Origin of the sequence: Isoptericola sp. AK164 (genome assembly GCF_029643425.1) — a bacterium.
GTDB classification, from domain to species: Bacteria; Actinomycetota; Actinomycetes; order Actinomycetales; family Cellulomonadaceae; genus Isoptericola; species Isoptericola haloaureus.
Genome location: NZ_CP119106.1, coordinates 2601445 through 2625168, shown reverse-complemented (window position 1 = coordinate 2625168; position 23724 = coordinate 2601445). Strand labels below are relative to the sequence as shown.

The window sequence follows — 23724 nt, the reverse complement described above, 5'->3', positions numbered from 1 at the left end:
TTGCGGAGCTCTTGTGCACGTCTTTCACACCCTGGCTTATCTCGACGTCGAGAAGTCCGGCTCGACCTATGTCTCGCAATTCCTGCGGGACTTCCTCGACGACGACGAGGTCTGGTGCCGCAAGCACCACGAGATGGAGGACCGGCCGCCGCAGGGCCGGCTCCACGTGCTGTCGGTGCGGGACCCGCTGGACACGTACCTGTCGCTGTACTCCTACGGGTGCCAGCGCAAGGGCGGGCTGTCGGGCAGCCTGCGCGACGCCGGCTTCGGTCACCTGTACGACGGCACCTCCGACGGGTTCGCGCGCTGGATCGACGTCGTGCTGGACCCGGCCCACGCGTCCGCGCTGAACCCGCCGAGCTACGAGCGCCGCGGCGTGGCCGAGCACACGGGTCTGCTCTCGTACCGGGTGGCCCGGTTGTCCGCACCGCGTCCGGACCGGTGGATGCGCGACGTCGGTTCCGCCCAGGAGTTCGTCGAGGCCTTCCGCCGGCACAGCGTCGTGGACGTGGTCCTGCGCAACGAGACGCTGCCCGAGGACCTCGAGTCGCTGGTGCTGCGCGAGGAGCTGGCCTGGCGTCCGTCGCGCGAGGCGGCGCTGACGGCCGTGCGGGCCCAGCATCGGCTGAACACCTCCGCCCGGCTGGACGCCGGGTCCGGGTTCGACCTGCCGGCCGACGTGCGCGACCGCGTGGCGGCCCGCGAGCGGCTGCTGACGGAGGTCTTCGGCTACGGCGAGGGTCATCGCAGCTCGACCACCGACGCGATCCACTCCACGTCCTCGGCGTAGCGGTCGGCCAGGCGTGCGGCGGTCCCGGCGTCGAGGAAGGACGCCGGGACGTCGTCGACGGCGGGACGTCGGCCGAGCGCGTCCGTGACGAACCGGTGGAGCGCGGCGCGCTCGTCGGCGTCGGTCAGCAGCGGCAGGACGTCGACCGACAGGTCGGCCATGCGCTGGGTGTAGCGGGTGTTGGTCCGGCGGGACACATCGTCGCCGACCTGCACCCCGCGGGCGCCGAGGTGCGCCAGGGCGTCGGTCAGGACCTGTCCCACCAGCGGTCGCTCCGGGGCGGTCCTGGACCGCTCGTAGTCGTAGACGGTGACGTGGTCGGCGCCGAACGTCTCCACCAGCCGGGTCACGACGTCCCGCCACGAGACGCCGGCGCCGACCCGCTGCACGAGCTCGTCGAACCGCACCGGCTGCCCGTGCTTGAGCTGCTGCTGGTAGGCCGACTCGAGGAAGTCCCCGTAGCTGCGGACGGTGAACTGCACGTGCCGCTCGACGCCCTCGGTCGCCCGGGCGATCCCGGCGACGGCCCCGGCGAGCTTCGGGTACAGCGTCGCGTCCTGGGGGGTGAACGCCGGGCCGACGTTGGACTCGCACGAGTAGAACAGTCCGGGCGCGCCGCTGGACGTCCAGGCCGACTCCAGGAAGCTCCGCAGCATCTCGTCCGCCCCCTGTCGGGACGTGTCGTACCAGCCGCCCAGCGCGGCGCGGATCTCCGGCTGCGTGGTGCGAGCGACCACCCCGGCGCGCAGCAGCTCCGCGGCGTGGTCGCGGCACCACGCCTGCACGGCGGTGGTTCCCGTCTTCTGCGAGCCGAGGTGCAGGACGATCCGCCGGTCGTCGGGTGCGGGCCGTCGCCGCAGGAGGGCGGCGGCGCGGTCGAGCAGGTTCATCGGACCTCCACCAGCGTGCTCAGGCGGGCACGGTCGTCCGCGTCCCGAGCGGCCAGTCGCTCCCGCTGCGCTCCCGTCAGCGGCCGGACGGGCTCGCCGTCGGTGTCGACGGTCCGGTCGACGAAGCCGCGCAGGGCCCGCCGTTCGTCCCACGAGCGCAGGTGGGGCAGCGCGGTGAGGGCGACCTCGACCTGACGTGCGGACCAGTGCCGCTCCGGCGCCGACGCGGCGTCGGACCCCAGCGTGGTGGGCTCGCCCAGCAGCTGGCCCAGGGCCGCGGCGAGGACCGCGGGTCCGGCGTCGGGGCGGCCGGACGCCGCGGCCGCGGCGGCGTCGTGCACCGTGACACGGTCGGAGCCCGCGACCCGCACCAGGTGCTCGACCAGCGGCACCCAGGAGCCCTCCGCGGTGGCCCGCAGGAAGTCCTCGAACGACACACGGTGCCCGCCGCGGACGGCGGCGACCCAGGACTCGACGACCGTCTCGGCGTGGCCGCCGATGGTCAGGTGCAGGGTCCACGGCACGTCCGCGAGGGCCGCGGCCACGCCGTCGACCCCGGCCGGCGCCGTGGGGTACAGCGGCCCCCCGGTGTGCCGGTAGGCGGGGCCCAGCGGCGCGTGGGAGGAGAACAGCACCGGTCCGCGGCCCGTGAGGTACTCGCGCAGCTGCCGACGGCTGCGGTCGGACCGCCAGTCCAGCGCGGGGACGGCGTCGCGCAGCCCCGACCAGGTCGTGCGCGCGACCACACGCCGTCGGCGCAGGTCGTCGCGGTGGCTGCCGCACCAGTCCCGGACGGCCCGCGCCGTCGGCCCGTGGGCGCCGAGATGGACGGCCACCGTCGGCGGGGTCGTGGCCCGTTCCGGATTCGCCTCCGGCATCGTCGTCTGCTCCTGTTCACGAAGGGTCGATGTCGGGAACGTTAGTCCCCGTGGCGCGCCAGAAATGACATTCTCGGGGTCCGACGGGAAAATGGGACCGAGGCTTTCGCAATGTTCACCGCGAGGCAACCCGATGTTCGTCGACAGTTCTCAGGAAATGGGCGGGCCCGCCGCCGGGCACGCCTAAGGTCTCCGTCATGACCGAATCCGTGCTCGTCGTGATCCCCGCCCGTGGTGGGTCCGCCGGCGTGCCGCTGAAGAACCTGCAGCGTGTGGGCGGCACCTCGCTGGTGGCCCGCGCGACGCGCGCCGCGGCGGCCGCCGCCTCGGTGACCGACGTCGTCGTCTCCACCGACCACGACGAGATCGCCCGCGAGGCCGTCGAGCACGGAGCGCGCGTCGTCGAGCGACCGGCCGACCTGTCCGGGGCGACGGCCAGCTCGGAGTCGGCCGTGCTGCACGTGCTCGACGAGCTCGCCGCCCAGGGGCGGCCCGAGCCCGCGGTCACCGTGCTGCTGCAGGCGACCAGCCCGTTCGTGGACCCCGCCGAGCTCGACGCCGCCGTGGGCCAGGTGCTCGCCGGCGACCACGACGTGGTCGTGGCCGTGTCCCCGACGCACGACTTCCAGTGGCGCCTGGACGTCGACGGGCCCGTCCCGGTGGGGCACACCACCGACCACCGGCCCCGCCGCCAGGACCGTGCTCCCCACTTCCGCGAGACCGGCGCGTTCTACGTCATGCGCACCGCGGGCCTGCGGACCGCCGGGACGCGGTTCTTCGGTTCGGTGGGGCTGCAGCCCGTCGCGCCCGAGTGGGCGGTCGAGATCGACGAGCCCCGCGACCTGTGGCTGGCCCGCACGCTGCTGGACCAGCCGGCCGACGGCACCGAGACACGGCCCGAGCCCGGCCGGGCGCCGGTGCCGCTGGACGTCGACGCCCTCGTGACCGACTTCGACGGCGTGCACACCGACGACGGCGTCCTCGTCGACTCCGACGGCGTGGAGTCGGTGCGGGTCCACCGCGGCGACGGCCTCGGCGTCGGCCGCCTGCGCGACGCGGGCCTGCCGATCCTCGTCCTGTCCAAGGAGCGCAACCCGGTGGTCACCGCCCGGGCGCGCAAGCTCGGCGTCGAGGTCCTGCAGGGCGTCGACGACAAGGCCACGGCCCTGCGCGAGTGGTGCGTCGCGCGCGGCGTCGACCTCGACCGCACCGTCTACGTCGGCAACGACGTCAACGACCTCCCCGCCCTGCGCGTCGTCGGCTGGCCCGTGGCCGTCGCCGACGCCCACCCCGACGTCCTCGCCGCCGCGCGGGTCGTCACGGCAGCTCGCGGCGGCCACGGTGCCGTGCGCGAGATCTGCGACCAGATCGTCATCACCCATCGGAAGGACCCCGTCATGACCGCCACGACTGCCACCGCCGAGCCCCAGCCGGTCCACATCGGCGAGCACCTGGTCGGTGCCGGCCGGCCCGTCTACGTGATCGGCGAGATCGGGATCAACCACAACGGCGACGTCGAGATCGCCAAGCAGCTCATCGACGTCGCCGCGGCCGCCGGCTGCCAGGCCGTCAAGTTCCAGAAGCGCACCCCGGAGATCTCCACCCCCAAGGACCAGCGGGACAAGATCCGCCAGACCCCCTGGGGCGAGATGACCTACCTGGAGTACAAGTACAAGGTCGAGTTCGAGCGCGACGAGTACACCGAGATCGACCAGTACGCCAAGGCCCAGGGCATCCAGTGGTTCGCCTCCCCGTGGGACGTCCCCTCCGTCGCGTTCCTCGAGGAGTTCGGGGTGCCCACCCACAAGATCGCCTCGGCCTCGGTCACCGACCACGAGCTGCTGCGCGCGCTGGCCGAGACGGGCAAGCCGCTGATCCTGTCGACCGGGATGTCGACCCTCGAGCAGATCGACGCCGCCGTGGAGATCCTCGGCACCGACGGTCTGGTCATGCTGCACGCGACGTCGACCTACCCCCTCCCGCCGGAGGAGGCCAACCTGCGCACGATCGCCACGCTGCGCGAGCGCTACGGGGTGCCCGTCGGCTACTCGGGCCACGAGACGGGCCTGCAGATCTCGCTCGGTGCGGTCGCCCTGGGTGCCGTCGCGGTCGAGCGGCACATCACCCTGGACCGGGCCATGTGGGGCTCGGACCACGCCGCCTCGGTGGAGCCGAAGGGCCTGAACAACCTGGTCCGCGACATCCGCATCCTGCAGGACGCGCTCGGCGACGGCGAGAAGCGCGTGATGCCCGGCGAGATGGCCCCGATGTCGCGCCTGCGCCGCGTCGAGGGCTGAGTACTTGACCGAAGGGGAGGTCGCGGACCGGATGACCGACGCACGACCCGAGGTGTCCGTCGTCGTCCCCGCGCGGGACGCCGGCGGGCACCTGCCCGACGCCCTGGGCAGCCTGGAGCGCCAGCAGGTCGACCTGTCACGCCTCGAGGTGGTCGTGGTCGACGACGGGTCGACGGACACGACCGCCGAGGTGCTGGACGCGGCCGAGCCGAGGTTCCCCGCGCTGCGCCGGGTCCACCACGCGACGCCGCAGGGCGTCTCGGCGGCGCGCAACCGGGGCGTCCGCGAGGCCACGGGACGGTGGATCACGTTCCTCGACCCCGACGACTGGTACTTCCCGGGCCACCTGGCCGCGATGCTGCGTGCGGCCGAGCGTCACGACGTCGACTTCCTCGTGTCGGACCAGGTGCAGGCCTACGGCAACAACCGCCGGCTGGTCCGTGCCCCGGAGCCCCGCCGGCACGTCGTCCTCGACCCGCGGTCCGGCATCATGCCGACGTCGCGGTCCACGATGGTGAACTACGTCCAGGTCTCCTCGCGGATGCTCGCGCGCCGCGTGGTGGACGAGGGTCTCGCCGTCTTCGACGAACGGCTGCCCACGGCGGAGGACCGCGAGTGGGCGTGGCGGCTGCTGCTGGGTACCCGCAGCTACACCGTCGTCGACGCGCCCGGCTACGTCTACCGGCGTGCCGTGGAGGGGTCGCTGACCGACATCGGGGACGCCCGTCAGCTCGGGTTCCTCGAGGCCTACGACACGGTGGTCGACCGGCTGCGCCGGGAGGGCCGGACCGAGTACGAGCCCAAGGTTGTCCGGGACGTCCTGGCCGTGCTGCACCACCACGTCAAGCGCCGCGCGTCGTACGGTGACGAGGTCTGGAGAGCGATGACCGCACGTGCCGGCCAGCTCCTGGCCCGCTTCGACCGCGGCGTCGTCGCCCAGCAGGTCGCCGGGATCGGTCCCGAGCGGGCCCGGGCGATCCGGAAGGAGGGGGTCTCGCTGTGAGCACGGGACCGACGCAGGTGGTCACCGCCTCGACGCTGTTCGGCGCGGCCACGGTCGTGGCGGCGTGGGACGCCGGCGTGCTGCCCCGGCGGGACCGGACGCTGCTGGTGGTGCAGCACAACGTGCCCGCACCCGAGACGTCCGACGACTTCACGGCGGGTCCGGCGTTCTCGGCGCTGGCCGACCGGTTCGACGACGTCGTGACGTGGAACGACGTCGTCGCCCCCTACCACCCCAAGGAGTGGAGGCCGCGCGCCGCCGACGCCCCGCTGTGGGAACGGCTGCTGCGCCAGCGGTGGGACCTCGGCGACGCACCCGTGGAGCTCGTCGGCGAGTCCGTGGCGACCCCGCCGACGGGCGCGCTCGTGTCGATCTTCGCCTCCGCGGCCGTCACGGTGTACGCCGACGGCCTCATGGTCTACGGGCCGACCCGGTTCGGTCTGGGCCACGACGTCGGCGGCCGCGTCGAGCGCGTGCTGCACCCCGACCTGCTGCCGGGTGTCCGGCCGACGCTGCTCGCGGAGTGGGACGTCCCCGGCGTCGTGGTGCCCGGCGAGTCGTTCCGCAAGGTCGTCGCGGCCCTGACCGACGCCGCCGAGCGGGCCGGGGCCGCGGCCACGGCCACGTTGCCGCCGGCCGGCTCCTACGCGCTCGTCCTGGGGCAGTACATGGCGGCGATCGGGCTGCTCACGCCGGCCGAGGAGGACCGGCTGCACCGGCAGATGGTGGACACCGCCGCCGAGCGCGGTTTCACCCACGTGCTGCTCAAGCCGCACCCCTCGGCTCCCCGCCAGGGGACCGGCGAGCTCGTCGAGCACGCGGCGTCGCGCGGTGTCGACCTGACGGTGGCCCCGGCGGCCGTGCTCGCGGAGTCGACGTTCGCCGAGTCGCCTCCCGGGCTGGTGGTCTCCTGCTTCTCGACGGCGCTGGCCACCGCCCGCGCCCTCTACGACGTGCCCACGGCCGGCGTCGGCACGCGGATGCTGCTGGAGCGGCTCGACCCGTACTCCAACTCCAACCGCGTCCCGGCGGTGGTCGTCGACGCCCAGGCGTGCGGCGACGACCGCTGGGAGGATCCCGCGCAGATGCAGCGGCTGGTGCGGGCGATGTCCTACTGCCAGCAGCCCGAGCGTCTGGCCCGGTTCCGGGACGAGACCGCGGCGCTCCTTCGCGAGCTGGACGACGCCGAGCTGCGGTCGTGGTTCCGCCGCAAGCGTCTGACGGCGCTCGGCCTGCCGGGCGGGTTCCCGGTGCCGTGGTGGCGGTCGACGCGGCTCGTCACGGCGGCCGACGCCGTCGACCGACGGCTGCTCGGGGGACGACTGCGGCGACTGGCGGCCTCGCGTCTCCCCGGCGGGGGCGAGGACCTGCGGGCGGCCGTCGGCGTCGCGAAGGCGACGGTGAGCTCCGGTGGGTGACGCCGACCTGGCCGAGGTCCTCCGTCACAGCGAGGCGGTGCCGGAACGTTGCGGCGTGACCGTGGTCGCCTGCGTCCGGGACGAGGAGACCTATCTCGAGGCCGCGGCCCGGTCCGTGCTCGAGCAGGACCACGACGGCGACCTCGTGCTCGTCGTCGCCGTCGGACCGTCGCACGACGCGACCGCCGAGATCGCCGCGCGCCTCGCCGCGGACGACGACCGCGTGGTCGTGCTGGACAACCCGACCGGGTCACGCTCGATCGGGCTCAACCTGGCGATCGACCACGCCGAGGAGTGCACCGACCACCCCGTGATCCTCCGCGTCGACGGGCACACCGAGCTGCCGCCCGGCTACGTGCGACGGTGCGTCGAGCTGCTGCGCCGGACCGGTGCGGTCGGCGTCGGAGGCGTGATGCGGCCCGTGGGCACCGGCACCGTCCAGGAGGCCGTGGCCCGGGCGATGAGCCACCCGGCGGGCATCGGCGCGGCCTCGTTCCACGTCGGGGGCGAACCGGGGCCGGCCGAGACCGTCTACCTGGGGGCCTTCCGACGCGCCGCGGTGCGTCGGGTCGGCGGCTACGACCCGACGCTGTTCCGCGCCGAGGACTGGGACCTGTGCCTCCGGCTGCGCCGGGCGGGCGGACTGCTGTGGTTCGACCCCTCGCTGGTCGTGGAGTACCGGCCGCGGCGCACGCTGCGGGCCGTGGCCAAGCAGTTCTGGCGCACCGGGATGTGGCGTCGTGAGGTGGTCCGCCGAGACCCGTCCACGGCGGGGGTGCGCTACCTGGCCCCGCCCGCCGTCGTGCTGGCGCTGGGACTGTCGGTGCTGCTCGGGACGGTCGGGCTCGTGACGGCGTCGCCGGTGCTGGTCGCGTCCGGGGCCGTGGTGCCGCTGACGTACGTGCTCGGCGTCCTGGTGGCCACCATGCACGCGGCCACCCGCCGACCGCGGCTCCCGCTGCGCTCGGCGCTGGCGCTGCCCGCCGTGCTGGCGACGATGCACCTGTGCTGGGGGGCCGGGTTCGTCCGCGGTCTCACGGCGCGCGCCGCGGCCGACCACCGGGCCTGACTAGGGACGCCGGCGCAGCCGCGCGGACACGGCGGTGGGCAGCGCGCTGCGCCCGACCACCCACAGGTGCCGCGGCCAGGACCACGGGGCCGTGCGCGGGGTGCTCAGCGTCCCGCGTCGGGCCCGGTCGGCGAGCTCGGTGACCGCCGCGGGCAGCTCGTCCCGGTCGTGCAGGTATCCCTCCGCGCACCAGGAGGGGTCGGGGACGGGACCGCCGCGGCGGAGGGTGTCGGCGACGTCGTCGAGGTGGCGCAGGCACCCGGAGGCGGCGAACGCCTCGTTGAGCTGCGTCACGCCGACGCCGAAGTCTTCGACCATCACCGTGGGCAGCCCCCGGGCAAGCGACTCCAGCGCCGCGGTCGAGCTGACGGTCGCCAGGGCCGTCCCCGGCGTGAGGTGGTCGGCCATCGGGCCGACGGCGAAGGACAGGTCGTCCGCCGACCGACCGAGACGGCGGTGCTCGGCGTCCCAGAGCTCGTCCAGCGGGAACGGATCGTTGTGCGTCTGGCGCTCGCCGGCGCGCGCCCGCAGCTTGACCGTCACCTCGAGGCCCTCGTCCGTCAGCCGGGCCAGCCCGTCGAGGAGGCGGACCCGCTCCTCGCGGGTCGCCGGGACCTTCGCCTGCGCGGCGAAGACCACGCGGTGCGGGACCCCCGGCACGCGCTCCGAGGCCGCGCGCGCCGCGGTGACCGGCGCGGCCAGGAAGGGCAGGCGGGCGACCACGATCCGGGGCGCGGCCCCGTGCGCGGCGAAGGCGCGGGCGTACGGTGCGACCTCGTGCGGGCCGTGCACGACGAACGCGTCCGCCCAGCGCCGCCATCCGGTGCCCTGCGGGGTGGCGGGCAGGGCCATCCCGGGAAGCCCCGTCACCAGGGCCGGGCGCCGACCGCGCGCGGTGGCCCGCACCACGTGCCGGGCGACGAGCTCGGCGACGGGGCCCGTGGCGGCCACGAGGACGACGTCGGGTGCGGTGCGGCGCACCAGCCGTCCGAGCGCACGGGGTCCGAGCGTCACGGGTGGCCGCGGGCCGGTGCCGGCCACCGCGGCCTCCGACTGCTCCGGGGTGGGTGCCAGCGGGGACCGGACCACGACCACGTGCGTCTCCGCCGCGCGGGTGGTGGTCCCCAGGCGGCCGAGGGTCCAGGCGGCCCACTTGAGGTACGAGTCGGAGTCGGCGACGGCCAGGACGCGGACGGGCTTCACGGGATCGGGAACCGTTGCGTGGAGCGTGCTTCCTCGGCCGCGGCGCGAGCGAGCGCCGATGCCGTGCCCAGGTGCCGGCGCAACGTCGGGTCCGCGCGGTGCGTCCACCACTCGTCGGGCACGTCGTGGGGGAGCACGGCCACCCCGCGGGGCACCAGCAGACGCGTCAGCGTCACGGTGGAGGTCGAGGGCAGCGCAACCACCCGTTGACGGCGGGTGAGGTTGCGCAGCCGGATCTCCACGGCTGCGCCGGGCGGTGCGACGGTGACGCCCGGGAGCTGCTGGAACAACGCCGTCACGAGCGGGTCGTGCCTGCGGTGGGGCACGTAGTGCACGGGGCCGTCGGCGGCGACCCCACGGAGCCAGGCGACATAGTGGTCTGCGCCGACGAGGCGGTCGGCCACGAGTGCGGAACCGACGACGACGGTCGGTTCCTGGATCGAGTCGTCGGCGCCGCGATGGGGCTCCCGGGAGGCGAGCCAGTCGAACGAGTGCCGGACGACGTCCACACCGAGCGCGTCGAGGTCGTCACGGAGACCGGGCTCGAGGGGCAGCATGGTGGACAGGGTCACACGGCCCTCTCGGGCGAGCCTGCGCAGCCGACGGGTCGCGAGGCGGCCCAGGGCGTAGCGCAGGGGCCGGGTCGGGGTGGCGAGCCGCACGAGCGACGACCCGTCCACGAGTCGTCGCGCCAGTTCCAGGGTGGCGAGGCCGTCGTCGACGACGACGATCCGCTCCGGCGTGCCGCCTCGCGCCAGGCTCGCCTGGAAGACCCCCGAGAAGGCGTCGCCGACGAGGCAGGTCTCCCCGGTCGTGACGTCGATCCGGGGCGGTCCCGTCTCGATCGCGAGACCATCGGGGAGCCCGAGACCCTGCACGCTGCGCACCGACCGCGCGAGCGCGGGGACGTCCTCGCGTGCGGTCACCCGTGTCGGCCGGGCGCCCGTGTCGGACGCGTACGTCTCGACGGCGCACAGCAGCTGCAGCGGGGACTCCACGAGCGCACTCATGTGACTAGTCCAGCACGGCGGGGCGACCGGCCGGGGACGATCAGGTGACGTGCGGCTGAACGTTCGGCGCCCGTGCTCCGCACCCTCAGGTGCCCGCCGAGGCGGGACTCGTCGCCCGGTATGCTGCGTCCGGTCCGGCCCCCGTCCCGCACGCCGAGGAGCACCATGCCCGTCACACCTCGCGGCGCCACCCTGAAGCGTCGGCTCCGCTCCCTCGGGGGCGCCGTGATCCGTCGGCTCGGGATGCTCCCGGGAGGGATGCCCGACGGTCTCGGCGAGGACGCCGACCTGCTCGGGACGTCGTGGCCCTACGAGGTGCTCGTCTACTTCGCGGACACGCCCGACGCCCTCTACCAGATCGAGCAGTGGTACAGCACGCTGCGTGCCCTGGACGCCGAGCACCGCGTCGTCGTCGTGACCCAGGACTCGCGCACCACCCGGTCCGTGCGGAGGGACAGCGGCCTGGACGTCCGGACGGTGGCCCACTACACGACCCTCGACGACGTGCTGGGGCGCTCGCCGACCAAGCTGGCTCTCTACGTCAACCACAACCCGCAGAACTTCACGTGCCTGCGCTTCGGGAACCTCGTGCACGCCTCGCTGATGCACGGCGACAGCGACAAGCTCGTCTCCGTCTCGAACCAGACCAAGGCCTATGACTTCTCCTTCGTCGCGGGCCGCGCCGCGGTGGAGCGGATGGACCGGTTCAGCACGCTCTACGACGCGCAGGCTCGCTGCGTCCCGGTCGGGCGGCCGCAGCTCGACGAGCAGCTCCGGCTCCGTGCCGAGACGGCCCGTGGCCCGGTTCCGACGGTCCTGTACGCGCCGACCTGGGAGGGTGGACAGCCGTCGGCCGAGTACGGGTCGGTGGCGACCCTGGGGCTCTCCCTGGTCCGCGCTCTCACGGCGTCGGGCCGGTACCGGGTCCTCTACCGGCCGCACCCGCTGACGGGGGTGCGCGACGCCGGCTACGGCGAGGCCGACCGGGAGATCCGTGAGTTCCTCGCAGCGGAGCCTGCCGTGCCCGGTGCCCCGCCCCACGCCACGGACGTGCACCGGGACGTCTCGCAGGCGTTCGCCGCCGCCGACCTGCTCGTCTGCGACGTCTCCGGGGTGGCGATGGACTGGCTGGTGACCGGCGAGCCGATCGTCGTGACGCGGCCCGGCCACGGCGCTGTCGTGGCGGCGAGCCCTCTGCAGGAGGTCGCTCCGTCGCTGCGACCGGAGGACGTCGAGGGCGTCGTCGCCCTGGTCGACCGCGAGCTGGGCGAGGACCCGACCCGCGAGGAGCGGTTGCGTCTCCGGGAGCACTACCTCGGCGACACCACGCCGGGGGCGTCCACCCGCCGTTTCGTCGACGCCTGCGAGCGCCTGATGAGGATCCGGGACGCCGAGGTCGCCAGGATCGCGGCGGCGAGCGGGACGAGCGACGACGGATGACGGACGTCCCGGCTGTAGCATTGACGAGACCGGCCCGGTCGGTCGTCACCCCCCGGAAGACAGGTTTGCAGGTCACGTGACTCCCGACTCCACCTCGAGCACCACCTCGGCAGAACGTCGAACGGCGGGACGTGACCCGCTCGAGCCGCCGCCCCCGCTCGTGCCGACGACGACCTCGGCCGAGCGCCGTGCGATCGCCGAGGAGCACGGCCTGACCAGGATGGGCGTGCGCCCGCCGTTGTGGACGTACGTCAAGGACGTGGCCCGGCGGGGGGCCTTCATCCGCGTGCTCGGCACAGCGAGCGCCTACGCGCGCAACCAGAACACCTACCTGGGCCAGCTCTGGGCGGTCCTCAACCCGATCCTCAACGCCGCGGTCTACGTGCTGATCTTCGGGATGCTGCTCAACGTCAGCCGCGGGGTCGACAACACGATCGCCTTCATCGTCATCGGGGTCTTCCTCTTCCGGTTCGTGGAGCAGTCGGTCAACGGCGGGGCGCAGTCGATCGCCAAGCGGTCGAACCTGATCCGGTCGTTGCACTTCCCCCGCGCGGTGCTGCCGCTGTCGAACGTCATGTCGCACCTGGCGACGCTCGTCCCGGCGCTGGTGGTGATGTGCCTGATCGTCCTGGGCTCGGGCCTGCTGCCCGACTACGAGCCCGTGCCGATCACCTGGGAGTGGCTGCTGCTCGTCCCTGCCGTGGCGATGCTGTGGGTCTTCAACATGGGTCTCGCGTTCATCATGGCCCGGTTGGTCGCGATCACCCCGGACCTGGACAACGTCATCGGCTTCATCCTGCGGCTGGCCATGTACGGCTCGGGAGTCATCTTCCCCGTCGTGCGCTACGTGAGCGAGCTGCCCGAGTGGATGCAGGGCTGGATGGGCACGATCCTGGAGTTCCAGCCCATCGCCGTCTACCTGTATCTGGGCCGGGCCTCGTTGATGAACGAGGACAGCTTCGTGCAGGAGCCGCTGATGTGGGGCCTGGGCGCCGCCTGGGCCGTGGTGTTCTTCGTGGCCGGGTTCATCATCTTCTGGCGCGGTGAGGAGAGGTACGGACGTGACTGACGACGTCGTCGAGGCGGACGCCCATCTCGACTTCGACATGGAGGACGAGGCGGACGACGCCGGAGAGCACGCGGAGGCGATCCCGCTCGGTGACCCGTGCCTGGTCGTGGACGACCTGCACGTCGTGTTCCGGGTCTTCGGCGGCAAGAAGCGCGAGAAGGCCCGGCAGCAGGGCCTGCACGTGCAGGAGGCCGCGCCGCCGCGGCAGGGCTTCGTCAAGCGGCTGCTCGGTGCGGGCCGGCAGCACGTCGGCGCCGTCTCCGAGGTCCACGCCGTGCGTGGCGTGTCGTTCACGGCGCGCCACGGGGAGTCGATCGGGATCGTCGGCATCAACGGTTCCGGCAAGTCGACGCTCCTGCGGGCGATCACCGGGCTCATCCCTCCGCACTCCGGGTCGGTCTACGTCGACGGCGAGCCGGCCCTGCTGGGGGTCAACGCGGCCCTCATGCCGCAGATGACCGGTGCGAAGAACATCGAGATCGGTGGCCTGGCCCTGGGGATGACCCCCAAGGAGATCGACGCCAAGTTCGACGAGGTCGTCGACTTCGCCGACATCGGCGACTTCGTCGACATGCCCATGAAGACGTACTCCTCGGGCATGGCCGCGCGGCTGCGGTTCGCGATCAGCTCGGCCGCCGTGCCCGACATCCTCATGGTGGACGAGGCGCTCGCCACCGGCGACGCCGCGTTCAAGGCGCGGTCCAAGGCCCGTATCGCGGAGGTGCGTCAGCAGGCGGGGACGGTGTTCCTGGTCAGCCACTCGATCTCGACGATCGAGGCGATGTGCACCCGGGTGCTCTGGATGCACCAGGGCCAGCTCGTCATGGACGGCCCGGTCGAGCAGGTGACGGAGGCCTACCGGCAGTTTGTCCGGGCGAACCGTCAGGCGCGGTCGGGGGGCCGCAACGGCGGCGAACGCCGCAACCGCGCCCGACGGAACCGCGACGGCGCTCAGGCCTGACGGGCGAGCCGCTCCTTCACCTGCGCCACGGCGTCCTCGACCGACGTCACCGACGTGTCGATCACGAGGTCGGCGTCCGTCGGCTCCTCGTAGGGCGAGGAGATGCCGGTGAACTCGGGGATCTCCCCGGCCCGCGCCTTGGCGTAGAGGCCCTTGCGGTCCCGGGCCTCGCAGACCTCGAGCGGGGTCGAGACGTGGACCAGCAGGAACCGGCCCGCAGCCTCCGCCATCTCGCGGACCCGCGCGCGCGAGGACGCGAACGGCGCGATCGGCGCCGCGACGGCGGTCCCGCCGTGGTAGGCCACCAGCGAGGCCACGTAGCCGATCCGCTCGACGTTCAGCTCCCGCGAGGCCTTGTCGAACCCGAGCCCCCTGGACAGGTGCTGACGCACGGCGTCGCCGTCGAGCAGCGTCGTGTGACGGCCCTCGTCGTCGAGCTCGGCGGCGAGCGCCTGCGCGACGGTCGACTTCCCGGAGCCCGACAACCCGGTGAAGAACACGACGGTGCCCGTCCGGCGGGCCCCGCGGGCGGCGTCCTCGACCTCGCGTGCCACGTCCTGCGGGTACAGGGCCGCCACCTCCTGCGACCACAGCGTGTCCAGGTGTGCCAGTCGCTCGGTCGTGCCCGGGCCGCGGTGGTCGGACAGCCGCTCCACCCGGTCGGCGCCGTGGCGCGCGGCGACGTCGTGCCACCGCAGGCCGGCGTCGGGGGCCCAGGGGACGACGACGGTGCGCACCGGCGCGGCGGATGCCGCGGCGACGGCCGCGTGGACGACGGTGCCGACCCGGGCGAGGCCGGGAGCCCCGAGGCCGCCGGGGGCGGGGGCGCGCCGGGCGGCCGGGACCAGCACCAGGACGGCGGCCGCGCCGGCGACGAGGCCGGCGACGGCGTCCAGCTCCTCGCGTGTCGGCGCGGCGTCGACGACGACCGCGAGGACGTCCGCCTCCGGTCCGACCTCGCGGCGGATCTCGTGGGCGACGTCGTGGGCCCCGCGGCGCACGGCCGGGTCCCAGTGCGGCCCGACCGCTCGGGCGACGGGCTTGACGGCGCTCGCGCGGGAACCGTCGAGGACCGCCAGCGGCGTGTTCTCCGCGTCGGTCAGGGTCACCGGCCTGCCGGGCGCGACGCCCGGCAGGGTGAGCGTGGCGGTACCGCCGCCGAGGTGGAGCTCGAGCAGGTCGAGCTCGTCGGGCGTCAGGACGTGGGTGGTGTCCGGGAGGTTCATGGGCGTTCGGTGTCGTCCTTCGTCGTCGCGGTCGACGCCCGGTCCGGCGTCGAGGAGGTGCGTGGGGCGTGCCGGGCCAGCCGTTCGCGGACCACGACCCAGGCGATGTTCCCACCGACCAGGGCGACCACCGCGGCGGCCAGCACGATCTCGAGCGGTGCCCCCAGGAGCTTGAGCCCGGAGGCCAGGAGAAGGATGGCCAGGGCGCGCCGGATCAGTCCGCCGGGGGCGCGGCTCGAGACGTGCGCCCCGAGCCAGGCGCCGGGCACGGCGCCGAGGAGCAGGGAGGTGGTCAGGTCCAGGGAGAAGTCGCCGTACATCAGGTGCCCGACCGCGGCCGCCGCGACCAGGGGGACCGCCTGGACCAGGTCCGTGCCGACCAGGTTGGACGCCTTGAGCGCGGGGTAGAGCATGAGCAGCGCCACGATGACGATCGACCCGGACCCGACGGAGGTCATGCCGACCAGCAGGCCGGCGACGAGCCCCAGCACGACGGTGGGCAGCGGGCGGACCACCACGCCCGCGTTCGAGGGCCGAACGGGTCCCTCGCCCAGGGCGCGCTGGTGCTGCACCATCCCGATCGTCGCGCGAACGACCAGCAGGGTCGCCGCCAGCAGGAGCGCGACGCCCAGGACGAGCCGCAGCGCCTCGTCCAGCGAGTCGCCGAACGGCAGGGCGCGGATCAGGAAGACGCCGCTGAACGCCGCGGGCACGGAGCCCACGCAGAGCCAGGCGACGAGACGCAGATTCACCGTCCGGCGCCGCAGGTGCACCACGGCGCCGGCAGGCTTCATGAACAGGCTCGCCACGATGTCGCTCGAGACGGCGACCAGCGGGTCGATCCGGAACACGAAGATCAGCATGGGTGTCATGAGGGCCCCGCCGCCCATGCCGGTCAGCCCCACGACGAAGCCCACCAGCAGGCCGCCCAGGACGAGTGCCGGGTCGACGTCGATCACGCCGTGCCCTCCGGCCCGCGGACGGTGCTCGCCGACCGCCGGGAGCAGTGGCTGGCAGACATGGCGGCAATGGTAGCCTCGGCCAGGTTCGCGAATCGACGTGCGCCATCTCCCGAGACCCTGAGGAGCTCGATGACCACGCCTGTACCGGCTCTTCCCGACCCCGCTCTGGACGACGACTCGCTCGCCGTCGCACTGGCGGAGGGGGCGGGCCAGGTCCTGCTCGGGCTGCGCACCGCGATCGACGCCGCCGACGGCTCGTTCGACGCTCGCGAGCTCAAGGACGCCGGCGACGCCGCCGCGCAGTCGTGGCTCGCCGCCGCTCTGGCGCACGCCCGTCCGTCCGACGCCGTGCTGTCGGAGGAGGCCAAAGACGACGCAGCCCGTCTGGACGCCGACCGGGTCTGGATCATCGACCCGCTCGACGGCACCCGGGAGTTCTCGGAGAGGTCCGACGACGGTGCGGCGTCCGGCGGTTGGCGGGACGACTTCGCAGTGCACGTCGCGCTCTGGGCCCGCGGCGTGGACGACGCGACCGACGGTCCCGGCGGGCTCGCGACGTCGGCGGTGGCCCTGCCCGCGCGTGCGGTGGTCCACACCACCGGCTCGCCGTCGTCGGCCACGGACCAGGACGCCGCTGCCCGGGCCGTGCTGGCCGGGGACCGCCCGCTGCGCATCGCCGCGAGCCGGTCCCGACCGCCCGCGTTCGTCGCCGCGCTCGCCGAGCGTGACGACGTCGAGCTGGTGCCGATGGGCTCCGCGGGCGTCAAGGTCGTCTCGGTCGTGGACGGCACCGTCGACGCCTACGTCCACGGCGGTGGACAATACGAGTGGGACTCGGCGGCTCCTGTCGGTGTCGCGCTCGCCGCGGGGCACGTGGCCACCCGGCTCGACGCCTCCGCTCTCGAGTACAACCGCCAGGATCCCTGGCTCCCCGATCTGTTCGTCTGCCACCCGGCCCTGGCCGCGCACCTGCGGGACGCGCTGCAGGAGGTCGGCGTGGTGATCAAGGAAGGTGCCCAGTCGTGACATCTCACGTCCTGAGCCAGCTCCGCAGCCTCGAAGCGGAGAGCATCCACATCATCCGTGAGGTCGTCGCGGAGATGCAGCGCCCCGTGCTGCTGTTCTCCGGCGGCAAGGACTCCATCGTGATGCTGCACATGGCGGCGAAGGCGTTCGCGCCGGCGCGGATCCCGTTCCCGATCATGCACGTCGACACCGGTCTGAACTTCCAGACCGTGCTCGACTGCCGCGACCGCTGGGTCGACCGGCTGGGTATCCAGCTCGTGGTCGCCTCGGTGCAGGACGCGATCGACCGTGGGCTGGTCCGCGAGGAGCCGAACGGTTCGCGCAACCGGATCCAGACCCCCGTGCTGCTGGAGGCCGTCGAGAAGAACGGCTTCGACGCGGCGTTCGGCGGCGGGCGCCGCGACGAGGAGAAGGCCCGCGCCAAGGAGCGCGTGTTCTCCTTCCGCGACGACTTCGGCCAGTGGGACCCGAAGAACCAGCGCCCGGAGATCTGGAGCCTGTACAACGGCCGCGTCCACCAGGGCGAGTCGATCCGCGTGTTCCCGCTGTCCAACTGGACCGAGCTGGACATCTGGTCCTACATCGCGGCCGAGCAGATCGACATCCCCGACCTGTACCTCGCCCAGGAGCGCGAGGTGGTGGACCGGGACGGCATGCTCTTCGCCGTCAACGAGTTCACGCCGCTCAAGGACGGCGAGACGTCCGAGATCCGCTCCGTGCGCTACCGCACGGTCGGTGACGCCAACCTGACGGCCGCCGTCGAGTCCGAGGCCAGCACGCTGGAGGCGATCGTCGAGGAGACCGCCGCCGTGCGGATCACCGAGCGTGGCGCGACCCGCGGTGACGACAAGGTCAGCGAGGCCGCGATGGAGGACCGCAAGCGAGAGGGCTACTTCTAAGCCATGACCACCACCGAGAACACCACCGCCGAGGCCCTGACCGACGGTTCCGTGGACCTGCTGCGGTTCGCGACGGCCGGTTCGGTCGACGACGGCAAGTCGACGCTCATCGGCCGCCTGCTGTTCGACTCGAAGACGATCTTCGAGGACCAGCTGGACTCGGTCGAGCAAGTCTCGCAGGACCGCGGGAACGACTACACCGACCTGGCGCTGCTCACCGACGGCCTGCGCGCCGAGCGCGAGCAGGGCATCACGATCGACGTCGCCTACCGCTACTTCGCGACGCCGAAGCGCAAGTTCATCATCGCCGACACCCCCGGGCACATCCAGTACACCCGGAACATGGTCACGGGCGCCTCGACGGCGGACGTCGCGCTGATCCTCGTGGACGCGCGCAAGGGCGTCATCGAGCAGTCGCGCCGGCACACCTTCCTGGCGACGCTGCTCGGCGTGCCGCACATCGTGGTCTGCGTGAACAAGATGGACCTCGTGGACTACTCCGAGGAGATCTTCGAGAACATCCGCAAGGACTTCACGGAGTTCGCCTCCCGCCTGCGGGTGCCCGACCTGACGTTCATCCCGATCTCCGCGCTGGAGGGCGACAACGTCGTCAACCGCTCCGAGAACACCCCGTGGTACGACGGCCCGGCGCTGCTCAGCCACCTGGAGCGCCTGCACGTGGCCTCGGACCGCAACCTCATGGACGTCCGGTTCCCCGTGCAGTACGTGATCCGGCCGCAGTCCCACGACGCCCGCGACTACCGCGGTTACGCCGGGACCGTCGCCTCCGGCGTCATGAAGCCGGGGGACAAGGTCGTGGCGCTGCCCACGGGCCTGGAGACCACGATCGAGGCGATCGACACCGCCGACGGGCCGGTCGACGAGGCCTACCCGCCGATGGCCGTCACGGTCCGTCTCGCGGACGAGATCGACATCTCCCGCGGTGACATGATCGCCCGGCCGAACAACACTCCGGCGGCGCTGCAGAACATCGACGCGCAGATCTGCTGGATGGACTCCGACTCGTCGCTCGTCCCGGGCAAGAAGTACGCGATCAAGCACACGACCCGGTGGGCGCGCGCGATGGTCAAGGACATCAACTACCGCGTCGACGTCAACACGCTGCACCGCGACGAGGAGGCGACCGAGATCAAGCTCAACGAGATCGGCCGCATCCAGCTCCGGGTCACGCAGCCGCTGTTCGTCGACCCGTACCAGCAGAACCCGCAGACGGGCTCGTTCATCCTGGTCGACGAGTCGACGAACAAGACCGTCGCCGCCGGGATGATCGGCGGCCTGCCGCACGCGTCCTGAACGATCCCCTGAACAGACGGTTCCTCGGCACCGGTCGGTGCCGAGGAACCTGTCATGACGTCCGGCCGAGGTGTCCGTCGTGGCTCGCGGCACTGAGGAAAGGTCCCAGCCCATGCCGATCTTGACCAAGGACGGCCGTGGCGTGCTCTTCATCCACGTCCCCAAGACCGGGGGGTCGTCGATCGAGAACCACTTCAAGGCCGCCGGCTGGCAGATCGCGTACCACGACGGGCGCATCGGGCCCGGCACGCTCAACAACTTCCGCTGGTGCACGCCGCAGCACATGCACGGGGAGATGCTCCAGGAGAACTTCGTGCTGGAGTCCTTCGAGGCCGTGTTCATGGTGGTCCGCGAACCGCTGGCGCGCTTCCGCTCGGAGTACGTCTGGCGGCGCGGCACCGACGTGGACACCTCCGAGCGCGCGGTGGACCGCTGGGCCCGGAAGATCCTGGCCCGGTACGAGGAGAACCCGTTCGTGCTGGGCAACCACATCCGCCCGCAGGCGGAGTACCTCGTGCCCGGTGCCGAGGTCTTCGCGTTCGAGGACGGGCTGGACGCCGTCGTCGAGCGCCTCAACGCCGAGCACGGGTTCGACCTGCCGCCCCACGTGGGACGTGACCGGACGAGCGAGAAGACCAGCGGCGTGTCCAGTCGCGAGGTGCGGATCAGCCCCGAGCTGGAGGACCGGCTCCGGGACTTCTACGCCCTCGACCACCTGATGTTCGGGTACTGAGGATGACGCCCGACCGCACGAGGAGGACGGCGTGAGCGCACCCGCCACGAAGCAGCGACCCAAGGTGTGCGTCGTCGTCGCGGCCTACAACTCGCCCCCTGAGCTGGACGACCTGATCGCGTCGGTCCTGGCCCAGCGCTGGGACGCGGAGAACTGGGAGCTGCGGTTCGTCGACGACGGCTCCACCGACGACACCTACGAGCGGCTCGCGGCCGTGGCGGCCGAGCACCCGAACGTCTTCGTCGAGCGGATCCCGAACTCCGGGTGGCCCGGGCGGCCGCGCAACGTCGCGGTCGCCGCGACGGAGGCGGAGTTCGTGTTCTTCTCCGACCACGACGACTACCTGTTCCCCGAGGCGCTGCGCAGGATGTACGAGTTCGCCGCGGGGCACGACCTGGACGTCGTGCACCCGAAGGAGGTCGTGTCCGGGTGGCTGACCCCGGGCTGGCGGTCCTGGCCGGCGCAGGAGGGGCGGACCCGGCTCGACCAGCAGCGGCTGCAGTGCATCACGCCCCACAAGCTGTACCGGCGGTCTTTCCTCCTGGAGCACGGCATCGCGTTCCCCGAGGGCCCGGTCCGCCTCGAGGACTTCAGCTACAACGCCGAGGTCTGGTCCCGGACGGACCGGATCGGGATCCTGGCGGACTACCCGTGCTACCGCTGGATGATCTACGACGACAACAGCCACAAGGGGGGCTACGACTTCGACGTCTACTGGAGCTCTTTCGAGTCGTCGCTGCAGCCGGTGGTCGCCATGCCTCCGTCCGAGAAGAAGGACCAGCTGCTGATCAGGTGGTATCGCAGCCGGATCCTCGAACGACTGGCCGGTGGCTTCCACCGGTACTCGGACGACTTCCGCGACCGGTTGATCGACCGCGTGACCGGGCTGCTGCGGTACTTCCCCGTCGAGATCGACCGCCTGCTGACCCCCGCCGACCGGATCCGGTCGACCCTGCTGCGCCAGGGCGCGGTCGACGCGCTCGTCCGGCTCTCGCGCATCGACCACGGGACCCGGCTCGCGGCGACGGCGTCCTCGGCCCGGTGGGCCGAGGACGGGCTCCACGTGGCCGTCGAGGCCCGGCTGGTCGACGGCCGGGGAGAGCCCGTCCGGTTCCGGCGGCAGGCGAGCGGCAGCGTGGTCCGTGCGCTCCCGGAGGAGCTGCTGGCCGCTGTCGGCGACAGCGCGGTCGTCCCCGACCCGTCGACCTTCGTCCCCGAGGTCGTCGTCCGCGGACGGGACTCGAGCGTGGACTGGATCCAGCCGACCACCGGGTCGGCGACGTTCTCGCAGGAGAGCGACGGGGAGCTGACGCTCGTCCTGACGGCCGAGGCCGTCGTCGACCCGCTCGCGGCGGCCCTCGGGGGCCCGCTGGACCGGGAGGTCCAGGACCTGTACTTCCGCATGACGGGCCTGGGCCTCGGCGCGACGCACCGCGTCCCTGCGCTCCACCACCGCGCCTCCGGCGCCGTCCTCGACGGCACGACCGGTGTCGTCTACCGTACGAGGGCGGGGTTCCTGGCCGTCGACCTGGGGTCCCGGGTCCGCACCGTCGTCGGGACGGGACAGCCGACCCCTGCCGACGTGTCACGGTCCTTCGGCGTGACGACGATCTCGTTGCCGAAGGTCGTGGGGCGGGGCCGGACGGCGATCGACGCCGAGGTGGAGATCGACGGCTCGCTCTCGCCGGCCCGGCTACGGGTCGACCGCAAGGGCGTCCGCGTGACGACCCGGGCGCGGTGGGAGCCCGACCAGCAGGTGCGCGTCGTCCTCGAAGGGCGTCGCAGCGCGATCCTCTTCCGCTGAGCGCGTCCGGCGACGCGCTCTCGTCAGCGTCATCCGCAGCACAGAAAGGGCCGACGGTGCCTGTCTTCGTCCGGGACGACAAGAGCGTCCTCTTCGTCCACGTCCCCAAGACCGGGGGCACCTCGATCGAGAACCTCTTCCGGTCCAGCGGCTACCGGATGAGCTACTGCGACCGGCGGTCCGGGACCAAGGGCCCCTGGTTCAACGGCTACCGCCGGGCGTCCCCGCAGCACATGCACCGGGAGGCGCTGGAGGCCGAGCTGCGTCTGGACCGGTTCACAGCGATCTTCATGGTCGTGCGGGATCCCGTCGCCCGGTTCCGCTCGGAGTACGTGATGCGCAACTACCGTGACCTGCGCACCGACGCCGCCTCGGTCGACCGGTGGGCGGCCGGGGCGTTGGAGGGTTACCTCGAGAACCCCTACCTGCACGACAACCACCTGCGGCCGCAGAGCGAGTTCTACGTGCCCGGCAGCGAGGTCTTCCGGTACGAGGACGGTCTCGACCGCGCGATCGAGCGCCTCGACAGCGTCTACGACCTCGGTGTCGGATCGACCGTACCCCGCGCGCAGCGGCCCGAGGAGGCCGCCGGCGTCTCCACGGCCGACGTCGAGGTCTCCGACCGCCTGCGCCGCGGGCTGCGGGAGTTCTACCGCAGCGACTACGAGCAGTTCGGCTACTGAGAGGTCGTGCGGCGGGACGGCCGCAGTCGTCCCGCGACCCGGCCGGCGAGCGACCGGCCGCGGTGGACGGCGGCGCGGACGGGTGACCTCGGGGCCTCCAGCGCCGCGATCCGTGCCTGCGCCCGTGACAGCTCCTTGCGGGTCTCCTTGAGCGAGCCCTGGATCTCCCGGGCGCGCACGCTGAGCGCCGAGATCCTCTCGTTGGCCGCGACCTGGGCCCGGATGTTGGCCAGGGCGTCGTCCGACCAGGTGTCGACGCACTTCAGGTCGTCCACGCTCCACCAGCCCGGGAACGTCTCCAGGTCGGCCGCGTAGGCCTCCTCGACGACGCCGGTCGCCGCGCCGTCGAACAGTCCCGGCACGGGGGCCAGCGGTGTCTCGTTCGCCCGCGGGACGTACAGCTCCTGGTCCTGGCCGAGGCCCTCGAGGTGGGTGTGCAGGTCGGAGAGCAGGGTCCCGATCTCGCGCACGTCGTAGACGCGGGAGTAGGGCACGCGGTCCTTGGCCACCGAGCGCGACTGCGTCCGGAAGTGGGCGTCCTTGGTCAGCACCGGGTGCTGGAGCCACGGGCGGGCCGCGACGAACGACTGGAAGTCCTCGACGACGTCCTGCGGACTCTCCGGCTGACGGGGGAAGAACGGCTCGTCGGCGTACGTCCGCCGGTAGAACGCGTGCTGGACGAGGAACTTCGACTGCCAGGCCGACCAGAGCCTGCTCCACGGGTTGCGGACGACGGCGAACACGAACCACCCGTTGTCGGGACGGATCTCGCGGAGCACGGCGGGGTCGAGCTGGGCGAGCGTGGGGGTGTGCTGCCAGCGCCCCCGACCACCGTGGATCGTCATGAGCTGGGTCTGGGTCGCGCCGGTGCCGTGCAGGAAGGACTCGGGGTCCTCCCCGGCCAGGTCGGCGACCATCCACCGCATGCTCGTGCAGGCGGCCTTCGTGACCGACATGTAGACGATCCGCTTGTCGGGGATGACGAACGAGTTGGTCGGCGCGTTGGCCGTCGTCAGCTCGACGTGGGGCTCGGACATGGACTCTGCTCC

At 72.7% G+C, this 23724-nt stretch carries 21 protein-coding genes and 1 pseudogene; 15 read left to right on the top strand and 7 right to left on the bottom strand.

Annotation, left to right across the window (positions count from 1 at the left end):
- Positions 1-13 precede the first annotated feature (13 nt).
- Complete coding sequence (locus PO879_RS12165; protein WP_278235152.1) at positions 14-790, top strand: hypothetical protein; 777 nt, start codon at positions 14-16, stop codon at positions 788-790.
- Here PO879_RS12165 and PO879_RS12160 read toward each other — a convergent pair.
- Positions 742-1680 (bottom strand): hypothetical protein, encoded by a 939-nt coding sequence (locus PO879_RS12160; protein WP_278235151.1) that lies wholly within the window; start codon positions 1678-1680, stop codon positions 742-744. The two genes, PO879_RS12165 and PO879_RS12160, sit on opposite strands and share 49 nt — an antisense overlap.
- Entirely contained in the window at positions 1677-2558 is an 882-nt protein-coding gene (locus tag PO879_RS12155) for a hypothetical protein (protein WP_278235150.1), read from the bottom strand. The genes PO879_RS12160 and PO879_RS12155 overlap by 4 nt, the downstream gene beginning before the upstream one ends.
- A gap of 197 nt (positions 2559-2755) precedes the next feature.
- Between PO879_RS12155 and PO879_RS12150 the strand changes: the two are divergent.
- From PO879_RS12150 to PO879_RS12130, 5 genes and pseudogenes are all read left to right on the top strand, one after another.
- Positions 2756-3883 (top strand): annotated as a pseudogene (locus tag PO879_RS12150) (acylneuraminate cytidylyltransferase); the annotation flags it as partial.
- A gap of 72 nt (positions 3884-3955) precedes the next feature.
- On the top strand, positions 3956-4855 hold the full coding sequence (locus PO879_RS12145; RefSeq protein WP_278237526.1) for an N-acetylneuraminate synthase family protein: 900 nt from the start codon (positions 3956-3958) through the stop codon (positions 4853-4855).
- Positions 4856-4886: 31 nt separating this feature from the next.
- On the top strand, positions 4887-5858 hold the full coding sequence (locus PO879_RS12140) for a glycosyltransferase family 2 protein (RefSeq protein WP_278235149.1): 972 nt from the start codon (positions 4887-4889) through the stop codon (positions 5856-5858).
- On the top strand, positions 5855-7276 hold the full coding sequence (locus PO879_RS12135; RefSeq protein WP_278235148.1) for a polysialyltransferase family glycosyltransferase: 1422 nt from the start codon (positions 5855-5857) through the stop codon (positions 7274-7276). Before PO879_RS12140 ends, PO879_RS12135 begins: the two co-directional genes overlap by 4 nt.
- On the top strand, positions 7269-8345 hold the full coding sequence (locus PO879_RS12130; protein WP_278235147.1) for a glycosyltransferase family 2 protein: 1077 nt from the start codon (positions 7269-7271) through the stop codon (positions 8343-8345). Before PO879_RS12135 ends, PO879_RS12130 begins: the two co-directional genes overlap by 8 nt.
- On the opposite strand, the gene PO879_RS12125 is transcribed toward PO879_RS12130, so the two are convergent.
- Both PO879_RS12125 and PO879_RS12120 read right to left on the bottom strand, forming a co-directional pair.
- Positions 8346-9548 carry a DUF6716 putative glycosyltransferase gene (locus PO879_RS12125; protein ID WP_278235146.1) on the bottom strand — a complete coding sequence of 401 codons (1203 nt, stop codon included), beginning with the start codon at positions 9546-9548 and terminating at the stop codon, positions 8346-8348.
- The gene (locus tag PO879_RS12120; RefSeq protein WP_278235145.1) at positions 9545-10558 is read right to left on the bottom strand and encodes a hypothetical protein; all 1014 of its coding nucleotides are present in this window, start codon (positions 10556-10558) and stop codon (positions 9545-9547) included. The genes PO879_RS12125 and PO879_RS12120 overlap by 4 nt, the downstream gene beginning before the upstream one ends.
- 165 nt (positions 10559-10723) lie before the next feature.
- On the opposite strand from PO879_RS12120, the gene PO879_RS12115 reads away from it, so the two are divergent.
- The 3 genes from PO879_RS12115 (at position 10724) to PO879_RS12105 (ending at position 14028) form a co-directional block, all read left to right on the top strand.
- On the top strand, positions 10724-11998 hold the full coding sequence (locus PO879_RS12115; RefSeq protein ID WP_278235144.1) for a CDP-glycerol glycerophosphotransferase family protein: 1275 nt from the start codon (positions 10724-10726) through the stop codon (positions 11996-11998).
- 160 nt (positions 11999-12158) lie between these two features.
- Positions 12159-13067: an ABC transporter permease gene (locus tag PO879_RS12110; RefSeq protein WP_278235143.1), complete on the top strand. Its 909-nt coding sequence runs from the start codon at positions 12159-12161 to the stop codon at positions 13065-13067.
- Entirely contained in the window at positions 13060-14028 is a 969-nt protein-coding gene (locus PO879_RS12105; RefSeq protein ID WP_347568600.1) for an ABC transporter ATP-binding protein, read from the top strand. Before PO879_RS12110 ends, PO879_RS12105 begins: the two co-directional genes overlap by 8 nt.
- Here PO879_RS12105 and cysC read toward each other — a convergent pair.
- Both cysC and PO879_RS12095 read right to left on the bottom strand, forming a co-directional pair.
- Entirely contained in the window at positions 14019-15254 is a 1236-nt protein-coding gene (gene cysC / locus PO879_RS12100) for an adenylyl-sulfate kinase (protein WP_278235142.1), read from the bottom strand. The two genes, PO879_RS12105 and cysC, sit on opposite strands and share 10 nt — an antisense overlap.
- Positions 15251-16213 carry a sulfite exporter TauE/SafE family protein gene (locus PO879_RS12095; RefSeq protein ID WP_278235141.1) on the bottom strand — a complete coding sequence of 321 codons (963 nt, stop codon included), beginning with the start codon at positions 16211-16213 and terminating at the stop codon, positions 15251-15253. Before PO879_RS12095 ends, cysC begins: the two co-directional genes overlap by 4 nt.
- A gap of 132 nt (positions 16214-16345) precedes the next feature.
- Between PO879_RS12095 and PO879_RS12090 the strand changes: the two genes are divergently transcribed.
- The 6 genes from PO879_RS12090 to PO879_RS12065 all read left to right on the top strand — a co-directional run bounded on the left by PO879_RS12090 (position 16346) and on the right by PO879_RS12065 (position 22675).
- Complete coding sequence (locus tag PO879_RS12090) at positions 16346-17242, top strand: inositol monophosphatase family protein (protein ID WP_278235140.1); 897 nt, start codon at positions 16346-16348, stop codon at positions 17240-17242.
- On the top strand, positions 17239-18141 hold the full coding sequence (cysD, locus tag PO879_RS12085; protein WP_278235139.1) for a sulfate adenylyltransferase subunit CysD: 903 nt from the start codon (positions 17239-17241) through the stop codon (positions 18139-18141). The genes PO879_RS12090 and cysD overlap by 4 nt, the downstream gene beginning before the upstream one ends.
- A 3-nt stretch (positions 18142-18144) precedes the next feature.
- Complete coding sequence (gene cysN, locus PO879_RS12080) at positions 18145-19455, top strand: sulfate adenylyltransferase subunit CysN (protein WP_278235138.1); 1311 nt, start codon at positions 18145-18147, stop codon at positions 19453-19455.
- A gap of 112 nt (positions 19456-19567) precedes the next feature.
- Positions 19568-20188 carry a sulfotransferase family 2 domain-containing protein gene (locus tag PO879_RS12075; protein ID WP_278235137.1) on the top strand — a complete coding sequence of 207 codons (621 nt, stop codon included), beginning with the start codon at positions 19568-19570 and terminating at the stop codon, positions 20186-20188.
- 31 nt (positions 20189-20219) lie between these two features.
- Complete coding sequence (locus PO879_RS12070; protein ID WP_278235136.1) at positions 20220-21992, top strand: glycosyltransferase family 2 protein; 1773 nt, start codon at positions 20220-20222, stop codon at positions 21990-21992.
- 56 nt (positions 21993-22048) lie between these two features.
- Positions 22049-22675 (top strand): sulfotransferase family 2 domain-containing protein, encoded by a 627-nt coding sequence (locus PO879_RS12065; RefSeq protein ID WP_278235135.1) that lies wholly within the window; start codon positions 22049-22051, stop codon positions 22673-22675.
- On the opposite strand, the gene PO879_RS12060 is transcribed toward PO879_RS12065, so the two are convergent.
- Positions 22669-23712 carry a sulfotransferase family 2 domain-containing protein gene (locus tag PO879_RS12060; protein ID WP_278235134.1) on the bottom strand — a complete coding sequence of 348 codons (1044 nt, stop codon included), beginning with the start codon at positions 23710-23712 and terminating at the stop codon, positions 22669-22671. The two genes, PO879_RS12065 and PO879_RS12060, sit on opposite strands and share 7 nt — an antisense overlap.
- Between the last annotated feature and the right edge of the window lie 12 nt (positions 23713-23724).

Bases quoted from the DNA above. Each gene is read 5' to 3' on its own strand.
- PO879_RS12075 (WP_278235137.1), top strand. From the start codon at position 19,568: ATGCCGATCTTGACCAAGGACGGCCGTGGCGTGCTCTTCATCCACGTC.
- PO879_RS12140 (WP_278235149.1), top strand. From the start codon at position 4,887: ATGACCGACGCACGACCCGAGGTGTCCGTCGTCGTCCCCGCGCGGGAC.
- PO879_RS12160 (WP_278235151.1), bottom strand. From the start codon at position 1,680: ATGAACCTGCTCGACCGCGCCGCCGCCCTCCTGCGGCGACGGCCCGCA.
- PO879_RS12145 (WP_278237526.1), top strand. From the start codon at position 3,956: ATGACCGCCACGACTGCCACCGCCGAGCCCCAGCCGGTCCACATCGGC.
- cysC (WP_278235142.1), bottom strand. From the start codon at position 15,254: ATGAACCTCCCGGACACCACCCACGTCCTGACGCCCGACGAGCTCGAC.
- PO879_RS12120 (WP_278235145.1), bottom strand. From the start codon at position 10,558: ATGAGTGCGCTCGTGGAGTCCCCGCTGCAGCTGCTGTGCGCCGTCGAG.
- PO879_RS12115 (WP_278235144.1), top strand. From the start codon at position 10,724: ATGCCCGTCACACCTCGCGGCGCCACCCTGAAGCGTCGGCTCCGCTCC.
- PO879_RS12090 (WP_278235140.1), top strand. From the start codon at position 16,346: ATGACCACGCCTGTACCGGCTCTTCCCGACCCCGCTCTGGACGACGAC.
- cysN (WP_278235138.1), top strand. From the start codon at position 18,145: ATGACCACCACCGAGAACACCACCGCCGAGGCCCTGACCGACGGTTCC.
- PO879_RS12060 (WP_278235134.1), bottom strand. From the start codon at position 23,712: ATGTCCGAGCCCCACGTCGAGCTGACGACGGCCAACGCGCCGACCAAC.
- PO879_RS12155 (WP_278235150.1), bottom strand. From the start codon at position 2,558: ATGCCGGAGGCGAATCCGGAACGGGCCACGACCCCGCCGACGGTGGCC.